This is a genomic window from Ruegeria sp. BB1 (assembly GCF_056539465.1).
On sequence record NZ_JBQFVB010000004.1, the window covers coordinates 14,063 to 28,560 of the forward strand.

Annotated in this window: 13 protein-coding genes and 1 tRNA gene; 5 read left to right on the plus strand and 9 right to left on the minus strand. The window is 53.5% G+C overall.

The genetic code is table 11. The features are described 5' to 3' along the window. Window positions 1–63: 63 nt before the first annotated feature. From ACR0AL_RS10980 to ACR0AL_RS10990, 3 genes are all read left to right on the plus strand, one after another. Window positions 64–153: transfer RNA gene (locus ACR0AL_RS10980), tRNA-Ser, on the plus strand. Between the two features lie 189 nt (window positions 154–342). Then, entirely contained in the window at window positions 343–903 is a 561-nt protein-coding gene (locus ACR0AL_RS10985) for a DUF4365 domain-containing protein (RefSeq protein ID WP_480662999.1), read from the plus strand. Between the two features lie 2 nt (window positions 904–905). Continuing rightward, the gene (locus tag ACR0AL_RS10990) at window positions 906–2,036 is read left to right on the plus strand and encodes a hypothetical protein (protein ID WP_480663001.1); all 1,131 of its coding nucleotides are present in this window, start codon (window positions 906–908) and stop codon (window positions 2,034–2,036) included. Window positions 2,037–2,498: 462 nt separating this feature from the next. On the opposite strand, the gene ACR0AL_RS10995 is transcribed toward ACR0AL_RS10990, so the two are convergent. The 8 genes from ACR0AL_RS10995 to ald form a co-directional block, all read right to left on the minus strand. Continuing rightward, window positions 2,499–2,714: a helix-turn-helix domain-containing protein gene (locus ACR0AL_RS10995; RefSeq protein WP_480663243.1), complete on the minus strand. Its 216-nt coding sequence runs from the start codon at window positions 2,712–2,714 to the stop codon at window positions 2,499–2,501. A gap of 268 nt (window positions 2,715–2,982) precedes the next feature. After that, on the minus strand, window positions 2,983–4,458 hold the full coding sequence (locus tag ACR0AL_RS11000) for an NAD-dependent succinate-semialdehyde dehydrogenase (RefSeq protein WP_480663003.1): 1,476 nt from the start codon (window positions 4,456–4,458) through the stop codon (window positions 2,983–2,985). Between the two features lies 1 nt (window position 4,459). Next, entirely contained in the window at window positions 4,460–5,737 is a 1,278-nt protein-coding gene (locus tag ACR0AL_RS11005) for a 4-aminobutyrate--2-oxoglutarate transaminase (protein WP_480663005.1), read from the minus strand. Window positions 5,738–5,841: 104 nt separating this feature from the next. Next, window positions 5,842–6,861: an ABC transporter substrate-binding protein gene (locus ACR0AL_RS11010; RefSeq protein ID WP_480663007.1), complete on the minus strand. Its 1,020-nt coding sequence runs from the start codon at window positions 6,859–6,861 to the stop codon at window positions 5,842–5,844. A 19-nt stretch (window positions 6,862–6,880) separates the two neighbouring features. Then, a complete protein-coding gene (locus ACR0AL_RS11015; RefSeq protein WP_170403489.1) occupies window positions 6,881–7,675 on the minus strand; it encodes an ABC transporter permease in 795 nt (264 codons plus the stop codon). Then, entirely contained in the window at window positions 7,675–8,556 is an 882-nt protein-coding gene (locus ACR0AL_RS11020) for an ABC transporter permease (RefSeq protein ID WP_480663010.1), read from the minus strand. The genes ACR0AL_RS11015 and ACR0AL_RS11020 overlap by 1 nt, the downstream gene beginning before the upstream one ends. Before the next feature lie 3 nt (window positions 8,557–8,559). Further along, window positions 8,560–9,738, minus strand: a complete 1,179-nt coding sequence (locus tag ACR0AL_RS11025; protein WP_480663012.1) for an ABC transporter ATP-binding protein — start codon at window positions 9,736–9,738, stop codon at window positions 8,560–8,562. 6 nt (window positions 9,739–9,744) lie between these two features. Beyond that, entirely contained in the window at window positions 9,745–10,860 is a 1,116-nt protein-coding gene (gene ald, locus ACR0AL_RS11030) for an alanine dehydrogenase (RefSeq protein ID WP_480663014.1), read from the minus strand. Between the two features lie 184 nt (window positions 10,861–11,044). Between ald and ACR0AL_RS11035 the strand changes: the two genes are divergently transcribed. Together ACR0AL_RS11035 and aguB are read left to right on the plus strand one after the other, a co-directional pair. Beyond that, a complete protein-coding gene (locus ACR0AL_RS11035) occupies window positions 11,045–12,415 on the plus strand; it encodes an aminotransferase (RefSeq protein ID WP_480663016.1) in 1,371 nt (456 codons plus the stop codon). Between the two features lie 5 nt (window positions 12,416–12,420). Continuing rightward, entirely contained in the window at window positions 12,421–13,302 is an 882-nt protein-coding gene (gene aguB / locus ACR0AL_RS11040) for an N-carbamoylputrescine amidase (protein WP_480663017.1), read from the plus strand. 82 nt (window positions 13,303–13,384) lie between these two features. Here aguB and ACR0AL_RS11045 read toward each other — a convergent pair whose 3' ends face one another. Continuing rightward, entirely contained in the window at window positions 13,385–14,491 is a 1,107-nt protein-coding gene (locus tag ACR0AL_RS11045; protein ID WP_480663019.1) for an agmatine deiminase family protein, read from the minus strand. Window positions 14,492–14,498 lie beyond the last annotated feature (7 nt).

Here is a 14,498-nt window from a genome sequence, read left to right on the forward strand (position 1 = left end):
AAGTGAGCAAGGCATAGAAAATCGCCTTGTATCCGGGTGACAGGCAAGGATATACCCGCCAGCGGAGACGTGGCCGAGTGGTCGAAGGCGCTCCCCTGCTAAGGGAGTAGGCCCGGAAGGGTCTCGAGGGTTCGAATCCCTTCGTCTCCGCCACCATTCTGGCATGTGGTATTTCCATTATATATCAACGTGTTGATTGATTGGGCGTTCACCCATCACCACACGTCAGCACCACACGCTTTGTACAACAATCTAAACTGCGAGAATCGAAACCTCAGAGCGAATAGTTCTTGAATCCAACTCTATTTTTGGTTGTATGAGCTGGATGACTTTGAGATTGCTATGAATTTTCCAGCCGCCATAAATCCAGATCACTATTCGTCGATGTCTGCAAAGCAGGAAGGGTTCGCGGGCGCGCATATTCGGGCTGTCTGCGCTTCACTCGGTTGCGCTGTCAGCAAACCCGAACCGGACGATGACAAGATTGACTTCACCATTTCATCAAGAGTTCGCGGGCTGCAACTGAGCAAGCCAAAGCTGGATGTTCAATCCAAATCTAAACTAATTTCAGCTCCGCTCGACCCAAAGGCAGACGATTTTTCTTACACCGCTGACAAATCTCTTTACGATAACCTTCGTGATGAGAGGGTGGCTACACCTCGAATACTCGTGGTTACGCTCGTGCCAGCCGAAAGTGAGGCTTGGATCGCGTATGATCGCGACTTTACGAAACTTAGTTTTAGCTCTTATTGGATATCGATTAGGGGAAGGGAAGAGCTTCCTTCGGATCAGCAATCTAAAACTCTTAGGATACCGACAGCCAACCTATTTTCTGCAACATTTCTTCACGAAACCATGCATAGAATAGCCGATGGCTTTGAGCCGTTTGAGCCGGGCGCGTGAGGATGAACAGTTTCGACACAGACTTGCTTAAGCACTTGCAGGTAGAAAATGTACTTGCCTTCTTGGAGGCAAATGGATGGGTGCGGCGTAGTAGGCAAAAGTATTCGACTGTTTGGGAGCTGGAGGATACCGAGGTATTGGTACCGGCACAGGGGACACGCGATTATTACCCCCGAATCCATGAAGTTCTTTCAGAAATTGCTCTAGCGGTCGACACCAGCATTGAAGAAGTCTTTCGTAAGATGCTGATGAGCGGGTTCGAGAGGTTAAAGGTGTCCGCCGTTGGGCCGGGATCGAAAAACGGGACGGTTTCGTTTGATGATGGCGCAAAATTACTATCGAATATACGAGAGCTGTTGCTCTCTTCAGCAAGCTCCGTAGTCGAACCCCGCAGGGTCTATCATGGTAGGCGTCCAGATCGAGCTACTACTTTTATGAATGAAGCGCGGCTTGGGCAGACGGAACACGGCAGCTTTGTCATGACTGTACTAGCTCCGGTTATGAAGGACCGAAGCGAACACCTGCCAGGAATTGACCCGCCTCCTCCATATGGCTCCCAAGTTCTTAAAACACTTCTGAATGCCACGTCGGTAGCTGCCGACGCAGCGGCTGAGTCTTTCGACGAAGCTGAATGGTTCGACAAGAGATTTGTCCCATTGGTCGAGAAAGGTGTCAGCGCAAATCTTTGCTCGGCACTGAGTGGCATGTTGGAGGTGAACGGCACCGAAAAAGTGACCTTAACAGCCAGTTTGAGCGACCTTAGGAGCTACGAGGCTCCAATAGTTGAAGTGCCGACGCTGGTTGCTGAGCGTCTTTCACAGGCAGCGTCTGAGTTTCGTAAGGACCCTCCGCTGGAAGGTGTTTACGTTGAAGGCAAGGCGATTAGCTTCCGTAGGGAAAGCGTGAAGAAGATTGGAAAAGTCTCCTTGAAGGGGATTATAGGAGGCGAGAGTAGGCGTATCACCTTCAGTCTGCCTACTGTCCAATACAACCTGTTTCTTGAAGCTCACAAAGAAGATCATCCGATTAGTTTTGTCGCCGATCTCAAAAAGGCCGGTACGTCTTATGAGGCTACCGATATTCGGGAGCTGCGTTCCGGTGCGGATCAGGATTTGTTTATAGATTTCGATTGAGGGTTCCTTAAGGGTGGATGTCCCTCTGTTTTGTTTCAACGCAGCGACTGGTCGAACCTATGTCGTGTCAGGTGGGTAGAACGCCAGCCGACAATTCACACCATGTGATGAAGGAGCTACGTAGAATCGAAAACTGCTTTCAAGATTTACGATGGTATATTGCCATTCGGAAATGGGTGTTTCCCCCGTGCCCCCCTTCAGTCACCCCAAGGGCCGAAACCGCTTCTACGCACCATGGAAGTGACCCTAGAACGGCTGAAGGCCCGTCAGGTAACTCCCCAAGCTGAAACACCTTCCAGCAATCTGTGAGTCTCTGTGTGCCGCCTTATAGGCAACTAGCGGGAGGACTTCAGTCAGTGAGGCGTGGATGCTGAGACAGTTACCCTCAAAGGATGGACATGCTCAGCGTCCGACCGTCAGTGTTTTCTTCGGAGACGCTGAGGATGCCGTCCTCTGCTGTCACTACGCTGTCTCCTCTTTGCTCGACAGGATGCGATAAACGGACGCTCGTCCGATGTTGAGTTGCCTTGCGATGTCAGTGGGCCGTACTCCTTGCGCCTTTAGTTCTCTGACCTCCTCCGCTTTGGCTTGTGCAGTGGGCTTACGGCCTTTGTACTTCCCTGCAGCCTTGGCCTTTACTAGGGAAGAAGCTGAGATGGAGGCGTTTAGGAGGGTGATGAAAGAATACCAAGAGTGGGCTTAGCGGTTTGGGTCCTTCTCGGTGGATGTAACGTGGGTTTGTTTGCGCCGTGTTGAGTTAGTCAGCACATAGTTTTTGATCAGGTGGCATTTGGGTTGGGGTTGTTGTTATCCCAACCGATGCCCTGCCACTTAGACGTGGCAGGTACCGTAATGTCCGATCTGACGGGCGACTTAAAAGCAACCGCTCCGCTATAGAGACGCGGCTTCGCGACTTGGTGTTATGTGCATTCCAGGACGGAGGGCTTCAGTCGATACCACCCAAGCAAAGGTATTTGACCTCCAGAAAGTCATCTGCTCCATATTTCGAGCCTTCGCGACCCAGTCCGGATTGCTTGATGCCGCCAAAGGGCGCCACCTCAGTTGAAATCAAGCCAGTGTTGATCCCGACCATCCCGCTTTCCAAAGCCTCAGAAACGCGCCACACACGGGTCAAATCACGGCTGTAGAAGTAGGATGCCAACCCGAACTCACTATCATTGGCCATGGTGACGACATCAGCTTCATCCTCGAACCGGAAAAGCGGGGAGATCGGACCAAATGTCTCCTCCTTGGCTACTTTCATATCTTGGGTCACATCAGTCAAAACCGTTGGCTCAAAAAATGTGCCACCAAGATCTGAACGCTTTCCGCCTTCGACTATGACCGCGCCTTTGGATGCCGCATCAGCAATGTGTTCTTCAACTTTTGCCATTGCAGCCTCATTGATCAAAGGTCCGATGGTCACGTGATCGCTGAAGCCATCGCCGATGCTCAATCGGGCAACCTTTTCTTGAAGTTTTCCTGCGAATTCATCGTATACACCCGACTGCACATAAATGCGGTTGGCACACACACAGGTCTGCCCGTTGTTGCGGTATTTTGCGATCATTGCACCCTCGACCGCGGCATCGATGTCGGCGTCATCAAAGACGATGAAGGGCGCGTTGCCACCTAATTCCAACGACATTTTCTTGATGGTATCCGAGCACTGCCGCATCAGGATTTTGCCAACCCTTGTGGAACCGGTGAACGTGATTTTGGCGACCTTTTCATTCGCGCAGAGTTCTTGGCCCACTCCGGCACTGTCAGATGATGGGATAACGTTGAAAACGCCTGCGGGAATACCTGCACGTTCACCCAACACCGCCATGGCAAGTGCTGACAGCGGAGTGAGCTCAGCGGGGCGTGCAACAAATGTGCAGCCCACAGCCAGCGCAGGGGCAACCTTGCGCGCGATCATCGCATTCGGAAAGTTCCAGGGTGTGATAGACCCAACAACGCCCACTGGTTGTTTCAAAACAACGATGCGTTTGTCGCGCTGGTGACCGGGGATAACGTCACCATAAATCCGTTTGGCTTCTTCGGAAAACCACTCAATGAAGGATGCCCCATAGATGATTTCACCGCGGGCCTCGGCCAAAGGTTTACCCATTTCTGCGGTAAGGATCATTGCCAGATCATCGGCGTTTTCAACCAGCAGGTCATGCCATTTGCGCAAAACAGCGGCGCGTTCCTTGCCGGTGAGTTCAGCCCATTCTGACTTTGCAACGTACGCTGCGTCGATCGCGCCACGCACGTCGTCAGCATCCATGTCCGCAACATTCGCGATCAGATCGCCATTGGCCGGATTATAGACTGCAAAGGTCTTATTCTTAGTGATCCACTCTCCATTCACGTAAGCACGCGTTTCCAGCAGAGAGGGGTCTTTGAGGTTCAGTTTCATCACTTTGGTATCCAGCATTTCAGGCTTCCTTCACGGCGTCGATGGACGCTTCGAGAATGTCCATTGCTTCAGCAAAAACGTCGTCGGGCACGGTCAGCGGAGCAAGAAATCGGATGACGTTCCCGTAGACGCCACAGGTCAGCAGAACCAATCCGCGCGACAGGGCCTCTGCCCGAATGGCGTTGGCCATTTCCGGGTTTGGCGAGCTGCCGTCTTTTGTGTTGAATTCAGCGGCAATCATGAAACCGGGTCCACGGATATCGACGATTTCCGGTGTCCGTTCGCGGATCATTTCCAGGCGCTGCTTCAAGCGTGAGCCTAGTTCATTGGCCCGCGCGCACAGGTCTTCTTCCTCAATTACATCCAGCACGGCGTTGGCTGCGGCAATACCTAAAGGGTTGCCGCCGTAGGTCCCGCCCAGCCCGCCCGGCTGCGCTGCATCCATCAGTTCCTTGCGCCCGGTTACGGCGGCCAGAGGAAGCCCGCCAGCCAAACCCTTTGCCATCGTGGTCAGGTCAGCGCTGACGTCGTAACCATCCATCGCAAATAGGTTGCCGGTCCGGGCAAATCCGGTTTGCACCTCATCAGCGATCAATACTATGCCATGCGTATCGCACAGAGCGCGTAGACCTGACATCAACTCAGCCGGAGCAGCATAGAACCCGCCTTCGCCCTGAACAGGCTCAATAATGATTGCTGCCACACGTTCGGGGTCGAGATCAGCTTTGAACAATTTGGTCAGGGCACCCAGCGCCTCATCCGTGGACGTTCCGTGCAGCTCCACAGGAAAGGGGACATGGAAGACGTCCGGCATCATTGCTCCAAAGCCTTTCTTGTAGGGGGCAACTTTACCGGTCAGGGACATGCCCATAAAGGTACGCCCGTGAAATCCACCACCAAAGGCAACAACTGCCGGACGACCGGTCGCGGCACGCGCTATCTTGATCGCATTTTCAACAGCTTCTGCACCGGTGGTGACGAAAACCGTTTTCTTTTCGAAGCGACCTGGCACTTTTTCGTTCAGACGTTCGGCCAGGCGGATGTAGTTTTCATAGGGGAGGACCTGGTGACATGTGTGGGTGAAATTAGCAGCTTGTTTTTGCACTGCGTCCATCACCCTGGGATGACAATGGCCAGTGTTAACCACCGCAATTCCAGCCGCAAAATCGATATAGCGTTTGCCTTCAACATCCCAAACTTCTGAGTTGGCAGCCCGCTGGACGTAAACCTGCGTCTGCATACCTACGCCATTTGAAATGGCTGCATCGCGACGCGCGCTGATATCGGAATTAAGCATGAATTCTCCTGTTCATGCAGGTCTTCGGCCTGTCATGATGTCTTAATGCCAGATGGCACATTCAATTGGGAAACAAGGCGGGCCAGTCTTGCCCGCCCTTCGATTTACTGAAGGAGGGTCGTCCAGACTTTGCTCTGCAATTCAGTTGCGATCTCGGAACAGGTCTCTGAGAATACCAACGGCGTTCCGTCAGGGGGGGATAGCTCAGGCGCGGATGCCATCGCCTCACTCAGGAATTCTTCACTGCCTGAAATGCCGTTCGAGTAACCAGCAAAATTTGATTGGACAGCGATGTTTTCCGGACGCAAGACAAACTCAATGAATTTGAGCGCATTGTCGTAGTTCTGCGCGCCGACCGGTACCGCCAAGTTGTCGGCCCAGGTCAAGACACCCTCTCGTGGAAAGGCGTATTTCAAAGCTGGGTTTTCAGCACGAGCCCGGATCGAGTTCCCGTTCCAGTTTTGGTGCAGGGCCGCGTCGCCGGAAGTGAGGCGTTCGAGAATTCCATCAGAGTTGTAGACTTCCACATGAGGTTTCTGCTGCTTCAGCAGTTCAAGAACCTCGCGCATTTCATCCTTGCTTTCGCTGCAGACCCCATAGCCGAGATAGATCAATGCCATGTCGACCACATCGCTCGGGGCTTTAAACATTCCGATTTGACCGTGCAACTCTTCTGGTGGCCGGAACAGTGTTTCATAGGTGTCGATATCACCGCCAAAAACGTCCGTATTCACTGTGAAGGATGTCGATCCCCATTGCCACGGTACTGTGTATTCGTTCTCAGGATCCCATGGAGGGTTACGGAACCCTTCAGCTATGTTGGAATACCCTTCCAGATCCTGTGCATTGATTTTCTGAAACAGATCTTCTGCGACGAAGATGGGCACGTAGTTATGGCTTGGCACGACGATATCATAGCCGGACGCACCGGATTTCAGTTTGGCCAGAAGCGTGTCGTTGGAGTCATAAGTGTCCATCGTCACCGTAATCCCAGTCTCCGCCTCGAACTTCTCGATAAGCTCAGGCGACGTGTAGTCGGTCCAGTTATAGATATAGAGCTCACCTTCGGCCAAAGCGCCGGACGCGACGAGGCCAAGGCCAGTCACCAGTGTTGTTAATTTCATAGTATTTCCTCCCATTGGTTCAGAATTTCCCGCGCTTTTCAACGAGGTAAGATAGAGTGACGAAGAAGATGGAAATGATCAGAAGCACAGTGGAAACTGCGTTTACCTCAGGTGTGATCCCGATCCGAACCAAGCTGTAGATGTAGATTGGCAGGGTGGTAGACCCGGCTTCTGCGACCATCAGTGTGATGATGAAATCATCAATCGAAATAATGAAGGCAAGCATCGCGCCGGATACGATCCCCGGTGCCAGAAGCGGAAGCGTGACAAATCGCAAGGTTGCCCATTTGCTCGCATAAAGATCGCGTGCGGCGGTTTCCAGGCTTTCATCCATTCCCTGCAATCGCGCTCTGATTGGCAAGTAGGCGAATGGAATGCAAAAAACCGTATGCGCAATGATGATATTTCCTAGGCCCAGTGACAGCCCGATCGTTGCGAACAAAGTTAGCGTCGCGACAGCCGTCACAATCTCGGGCACCATCAGCGGCAACAACAGCATGCCGTTAAATAGTGGTTTCCGGGGCAAGGACTTGTTTCGTGTCAGCGAGAGCGCAGCCATCGTCGCCATTGTGGTTGAAAACACAGTCGCGGTTGTTGCGATGACCAGGCTGTTCCAGGCCGCACGACGAATGTCATCGTTGGCCAAGGCCTTGGCATACCAGTCCAGCGAGAAGCCGCCCCAAACAGTCGCGGACTTTGTGGCATTGAACGAAAAAATGACAAGGATCAGCAAGGGCAGGTACAGGTAGACAAAGAAGCCAAGTGAAAACCACTTCAACCCTGGCAATGCGCGGATATCACGGGATTTTGGCATCAGTGAACAAGCTCCGTTCCTGAGTTGCGCGCGTTACGTGCATAGAAGAGCAGTGCCAGCATCACGACGATCATGATCACGACGGACAAAGCAGAGCCAAACGGCCAGTCTCGCGAAGTTGAGAACTGCAATTGTACTAGGCTGCCCAGCATCAGGTTCTTACCGCCACCCAACAATTCCGGAGCGATAAAGGCACCAAGGCACGGAATGAACACCAGGATCGAACCAGCTACGATTCCCGGCAGTGAAAGCGGAACCACGACGTGGCGCAGGGCACCAATCCGCGACGCGTAGAGATCGCGCGAGGCCTCGATCAGACGCACATCCAGACGTTCGAGCGACGCATAGATCGGCAAAACCATGAACGGTACATAGGTGTAGATCAGACCCAGAATGATCGCACCTTCAGTGTAGAGAAGCGGGATGGGTGATTGGATAACACCGAGGCTCAGCAACATTTCGTTGATCAATCCGGTGTCCCGCAGGACCAGAATCCAACAATAGGTTCGGATCAGTAGGTTGGTCCAAAACGGGATGGTGATCAGCAAGATCAGCAGGTTTCGTCGCTCGGCCGGTTGCATGGCGATGTAGTAGGCAACCGGAAATCCGATCAGCACGCAGGCCGCAACCGAGACAGCGGCGACCCAGATGGAACGGAAAAGGATCAACAGGTAAGAGGGGTTGAACGATAGGTTGTCGTCAAAATCCCTTTCAAGCAGCAGCCTTGAATAAGCTTCAAATGACAACTCGGGGCGAACACCACCGTAGGGGTTCTTTTCCAAGAAAGAGTAAACCACGATGATCAAGATCGGCAGCAGCATGAAGAAGACGACCATGATAGTCGCCGGGGCTATCCCGGCAAAGGTCCTGATCCTTTGCATCGTTCAGGCCTCCAGAACGCGGACGGCCGAGGGATCGATCCCCACGTGAACAGCGTCACCGGGCAGTGCAAGTGCATCGCCGTTGTGATGATTTTCAGAGCGCACAACAATGCTTGGCCCATTCTGCAGATCAATGGCGTAATCCGTCGTATTGCCTAGGTACGAAATCTCGCGCACGTCTCCTGGCAGTGTTTCAGACGTAGCTGATGTCAGCAGATCGAGCTTCTCAGGCCGTACAAACAGTGTAACATCTCCGGCTGGCGGAGTGTTTTCAGTTCGCGCGGCGATTTCGATTTCGGGCGATATCCGAAAGCGGGCTGTATTCCCGTTCTGATGTGTCACCTTGCCTTGGAAGAAATTTGCGTCCCCGATGAAATCCGCGACAAAGCGATTCCGGGGCTGTTCATAAATCTCAGAAGGCGATGCGATCTGTTGCACACGGCCAGCCGACATCACCGCAATGCGATCACTCATCGATAGGGCTTCTTCCTGATCGTGAGTCACAAATACGAACGTAATGCCTGTTTCACGTTGAAGACGTTTAAGCTCAGTTCGCATCGATTGACGCAGTTTGAGGTCAAGCGCGGATAGGGGTTCGTCCAGCAGCAGAACTTTTGGATGCGGGGCCAAGGCCCGCGCCAAGGAAACACGTTGCTGTTGCCCACCAGACAATTGTGAGGGCCGGCGGTTGGCAAATTGGGACATTTGCACCAAGTCCAGCATCTCCAGCGCAGTCTTTTGTGCCTGAGCAACATCCGTTCCTCTGCGGCGCAGGCCGAAAGCCACGTTTTCAACAACGGTCATGTGTGGAAACAGCGCATAGTGCTGAAACACGGTGTTGATGGGCCGCTTCTCCGGCGGCATTGAGGAGATATCCTCGCCGTAAAGCCGCAGCTCACCCGAGGTGAGATCTTCAAACCCTGCGATTAACCGCAACAAGGTTGTCTTGCCGCATCCTGATGGCCCGAGCAGTGTGAAAAACTCGTTGTCGTTGATAGACAACGTTTCATTCTTCAAGGCCTCTACCGGGGGTGAACCCGGATAGCTTTTGCAAATATCAATTGCCTGAATTGCTGGGGTCAAAGACTCATCTCTCATTTGGATTGGTAGTGCTGCTTGAGTTTGGCAGAGGGTACGCGGCCCTTGAATCACCCTTAGTGGGTAGGGCTCAAAGGGCCGCAATCTATCTCAGGCGCATTTCAACGCTTCTCGTGGGTCGCAATATCCGTACTCAAGGCTGTCAGCGGCTGCTTTGTAAGTCAGCTTGCCCTCGTGCACATTCAGACCCTGTAGAAGGAAGGGGTTATCCAATGCCCTGAGACCGTTGTTCGCCAGTGCCAGCCCGTGTTGCAACGTGGCATTGTTCAATGCGTAGCTGGATGTTTTGGGAACTGCGCCTGGCATGTTGGCAACGCAGTAATGAACCACACCATCAACAACGTAGGTCGGGTTTTCGTGCGTCGTAGCCGTTGAAGTTTCAAAGCACCCACCTTGATCAATGGCGACGTCGACCAACGCCGCGCCTTCTTTCATCGTGGCCAGCATGTCCCGTGTTACCAGGCGTGGCGCCGCCGCGCCGGGGATGAGAACCGCACCGATTACGGCATCCGCTGTTGCCACCGCATCAGCCAACGCCGCTTTGGTGGAATAGACAGTATGAACTCGCCCATCGAACAAGTCATCCAACTGACGAAGGCGCTTTAGTGAGCGGTCAAAAATTGTAACCTGTGCTCCCAACCCGACGGCCATCTTGGCAGCATTGGTGCCTACAACGCCGCCGCCGATCACGACGATCTCGGCAGGTTTTACACCAGGCACGCCACCAAGTAGCAGACCCTCGCCATTGTTGTGCTTCTCCAGTGCGCTCGCTGCGGCTTGGATGGACAGACGGCCAGCGACTTCAGACATCGGAGCAAGCAAAGGCAATGTCGCATCGGCATCGGTTACGGTTTCATAGGCAATCGCCGTGCAACCCGATGAAAGCAAACCTCTGGTTTGCTCAGGATCAGGCGCCAGATGGAGATAGGTGTATAGGATTTGCCCTTCACGCAGCTGGCTATACTCCGACGCTTGGGGTTCCTTGACCTTCACGATCATATCCGCGGTGGCAAAGATTTCTTCGGCTGTATCAGCGATTATGGCGCCCGAAGCGCGATAGGTCTCGTCACTTGCCCCGATGCCAGCCCCGGCCAAGGATTGGACAACGACCTCATGGCCTGCCGCCACATACTCGCTGACCGCAGCGGGCGTCAGCCCTACGCGATGTTCGTTTGCTTTGATTTCTGTAGGCACTCCGACCTTCATTTTCGCCACCTTTGCTGAATGGATGCTTCCCCAGACACACTCTGAGGGTCATTGGGCAGCTACCTAGATGGAGGTCTCTGGTCGCGTCGATACCACGTGTGGGGGACTGTGTTGGGCACGGTTGTTAGCCGATGCTGACCTCAGGAATCAGCCGAATGGCGCACAAGCATTCATGGAGTCTACGATGACCACCCTCGATCGAAACGCCGCATTTGACCAAGATCGCGCGCACCTCATCCATCCCTATACCGATTTCTCGACATTCTCGAAGGAAGGCAGCCAGATAATTGAACGCGCCGAGGGAATGCATGTCAGCGATACTGAGGGCAACCGCCTGTTGGATGGCATTGCCGGGCTTTGGTGCGTCAACATTGGGCATGGACGCAAGGAGATGGCAGACACCATCGCCGAGCAGGTCATGAACATGCAGTACTACAACCCGTTTGGCCACAGCTCCAACGTTCCTGCCGCCAACCTGGGTGCGAAACTCGCAGAGCTTGCGCCAGGTGACTTGAACCACGTTTACTACACATGTGGCGGCTCAACAGCGAATGATGCCGCCATTCGGCTGGTTCATTTCTATTTCGACCAGAAAGGTCAGCATCGAAAGAAAAAGATCATTTCCCGTCAAAACGGATATCACGGCGCGACCTATGTCGCCGCATCACTCACCGGAATTCACGGGACAAAACACGGGTTCGACCGGATTGGAGAAGACTTAATAACCCACGTGTCTGAAGCCAATCTTTATGCCAAGCCGGATGGTTGGAGCGACGCTGAATACTGCGACTACCTCGTTCGCGAATTCGAGGCGCGCATCCAGCAGCTGGGTCCCGACAACGTAGCGGCCTTTATTGCTGAACCCATCATGGGCGCTGGCGGTGTGCTGGTCGCACCCAAGGGGTACCACAAACGTATGTGGGAGGTCTGCAAGCGCTACGACATGCTTTACATCGCTGACGAGGTCGTGACTGCGTTTGGGCGGCTGGGTGAATGGTTCGCTTCAGAAACACTGTTCGATTACCAGCCTGATATCTTGGTCTGCGCCAAAGGTCTGACCTCTGGCTACATTCCTTTGGGCGCCACTCTGATTTCGACCAAGGTCTATGATGTTATAGCGAAGCCGCAATGCGAAGGCGGCTTGTTGTCGATGGGGCTGACATATTTCGGGCATCCTGTCGCCTGTGCCGCGGCATTGAAAAACATCGAAATCATGGATCGTGAAAATCTGCTCGAAAACGTGCGCGAAGTCGGACCTTACTTCCAAGAGACCGCAAAGTCGCTTCTGAATCTCCCGATTGTCGGAGATGTGCGCGGAAGCCACCTGATGATGGGAATAGACTTGGTAAGCGACAAGTCGAGCAAAGCACCGATGGATGCCGGTGCTAACGCCGGGCATCACGTGTTCCGCAAATGTATGGAGCGCGGCGTGATTGTCCGCCCAGTCGGCGACCGGATCGTGTTGTCGCCCCCGCTGATCATTTCAAAAGAACAATGCGACGAGATAGTAGGCGCAATCAGCGAGAGCATCACTGAATTTCAGGCAGAAAGGTAATTGGTATGCGAAATATCACTCTCGCCGCCACGCAGATGTCCTGTAGTTGGGACATTGATGACAACATTGCCAGAGCCGAAGGACTCGTCCGGCAGGCCGCCGACGCTGGTGCGCAAGTCATTCTTTTGCAAGAGTTGTTCGAAACGCCGTACTTCTGTTTGGAACAGGATCTCCAATACTTTGACATGGCGCGCACGCTTGAGGACAGCAAAGTGGTAAGCCACTTTGGTGCGCTAGCGAATGAGTTGGATGTGGTCCTTCCGGTTTCGTACTATGAACGCGCTGGCCTGACACGGTACAACTCGTTGGCAGTGATTGACGCAGACGGCTCAGTTTTGACCAATTATCGCAAAACGCATATTCCACAAGCACCCGGATATGAGGAGAAATTCTATTTCAGTCCTGGTGACACCGGGTTCCAAGTTGTCGGAACCAAATACGGTCGCATTGGGTGCGGTGTTTGCTGGGATCAATGGTTTCCAGAAACGGCACGCAGCCTTGTTTTGCAGGGTGCCGAAGTTCTGATGTTCCCAACTGCGATCGGATCTGAGCCCAAGAAACCGGAACTCGACAGCAGCGGCCATTGGCGTCGGACAATGCAAGGGCACGCAGCGGCGAATATGGTGCCGCTTGTGGCCTCCAACCGTGTCGGCAAGGAAACTCAGGGTGAGACGGAAGGTCAGTTTTATGGAACGTCGTTCATTGCTGGGTATACCGGTGAGATTCTTGCGGACGCGGATCGCGCCACAGAAACCGTGATCACCGCGAGCGTGGATCTGGATGCCGCCAATGCATATCGCGACAATTGGGGTATTTTCCGAGATCGGAGACCAAATATGTACCAAACCTTGCGCAGCTTGGATGGAATGACTTCGCAGGGTCAATAAGCCAACTACCACTCACAAACTCCCCGAAACTTGAAGGGACCGCATTGCGGTCCCCTTTTTTGTTTTGCTGGTCTGATTTGAGTCAGACGGTTGGCACCTGTTGCGTAATACAGTGGACACCACCACCACCGCCCCCGATCATCCTTCCTGAAACACCTTTGACTTCGTGGTGCGGGAACACTTCGCGCAAAATCGCAAGTGGTTCATCGTCTTCCGACCGGCGCCCCGAGACGGGCACAACTATCGCGCCGTTACAGATGTAGAAGTTCATGTGGACGACATCAAAGCTGGTCAACGGAATCTCAACTACGTCTAGCTTCCGACCAGTAGCATCGGTCGCGGTTTCGAGGATTGCCCGAGCCTCCTGCGTGATTTGCGTGTTCGGATCACTCGGATCGTCAGTTGTGTGCAGTAAAACCAGGCCAGGTGCTGCAAATGCCGCTATTCCATCAATGTGACCGTCGGTAATCGGGTCCGGTGTCAGACCTCGAGGCAGCCACAAGACTTTCGTCACGCCGAGATGTGTCCGTAATTCGGCTTCGATTTCAGCCTTGGTCCAGCCAGGATTTCTGTTGCGATTCATCAGGCACTCTTCAGTGGTCAGAACGGTTCCTTGCCCATCAAATGCAACCGCCCCTCCTTCAAGCACCAGGTTGCTCTGATACATCGGCATGCCCAGCTTTGCAGCGAGCCTTCCTTTAACAAGCTGATCGTCACGATACGGAGGGAATTTCTTGCCCCACCCATTAAAGGTGAATCCTGCGACTCGACGATCACCTGATGAGTTTTTCAAGATCATGGGACCGCTGTCGCGCGACCAGGCGTCGTTCAGCGGCATTTCAACCAGCTCGATCTGGCTGCTGAGCATGTTTTTGGCGGCTTTAAGATCCTGCTTACGAACCGCCATCATTACAGGCTCGAACTCAGCGATGGTATTTGCGGTTTCAGCCCATTCCCTTCGGGCATCCTCCAAATCGCGGCGGCGCCAATTCTGGGGGGATGGAAACTGCATCAAGGTCCGCTCGTGCTTTTCCCATTCAGCAGGGAAGTGATAGCCATCTGAGCCACCAGCGCCTTCCTCGATTGTTGCGCCCGTCTGACTATAATCCACTTGTTTGTCCTTTCTGGCCCAAACCGGAGGCGCCAGGCCAAAAGATGCGGTCGCGACCATGAAGGACCGTCTGTTCATGTGTGTC

Coding starts and splice junctions, on each gene's coding strand:
- ACR0AL_RS10985 (WP_480662999.1), top strand. CDS start 343: ATGAATTTTCCAGCCGCCATAAATCCAGATCACTATTCGTCGATGTCT.
- ACR0AL_RS10990 (WP_480663001.1), top strand. CDS start 906: ATGAACAGTTTCGACACAGACTTGCTTAAGCACTTGCAGGTAGAAAAT.
- ACR0AL_RS11000 (WP_480663003.1), bottom strand. CDS start 4,458: ATGCTGGATACCAAAGTGATGAAACTGAACCTCAAAGACCCCTCTCTG.
- ACR0AL_RS11005 (WP_480663005.1), bottom strand. CDS start 5,737: ATGCTTAATTCCGATATCAGCGCGCGTCGCGATGCAGCCATTTCAAAT.
- ACR0AL_RS11010 (WP_480663007.1), bottom strand. CDS start 6,861: ATGAAATTAACAACACTGGTGACTGGCCTTGGCCTCGTCGCGTCCGGC.
- ACR0AL_RS11015 (WP_170403489.1), bottom strand. CDS start 7,675: ATGCCAAAATCCCGTGATATCCGCGCATTGCCAGGGTTGAAGTGGTTT.
- ACR0AL_RS11020 (WP_480663010.1), bottom strand. CDS start 8,556: ATGCAAAGGATCAGGACCTTTGCCGGGATAGCCCCGGCGACTATCATG.
- ald (WP_480663014.1), bottom strand. CDS start 10,860: ATGAAGGTCGGAGTGCCTACAGAAATCAAAGCAAACGAACATCGCGTA.
- ACR0AL_RS11035 (WP_480663016.1), top strand. CDS start 11,045: ATGACCACCCTCGATCGAAACGCCGCATTTGACCAAGATCGCGCGCAC.
- aguB (WP_480663017.1), top strand. CDS start 12,421: ATGCGAAATATCACTCTCGCCGCCACGCAGATGTCCTGTAGTTGGGAC.
- ACR0AL_RS11045 (WP_480663019.1), bottom strand. CDS start 14,491: ATGAACAGACGGTCCTTCATGGTCGCGACCGCATCTTTTGGCCTGGCG.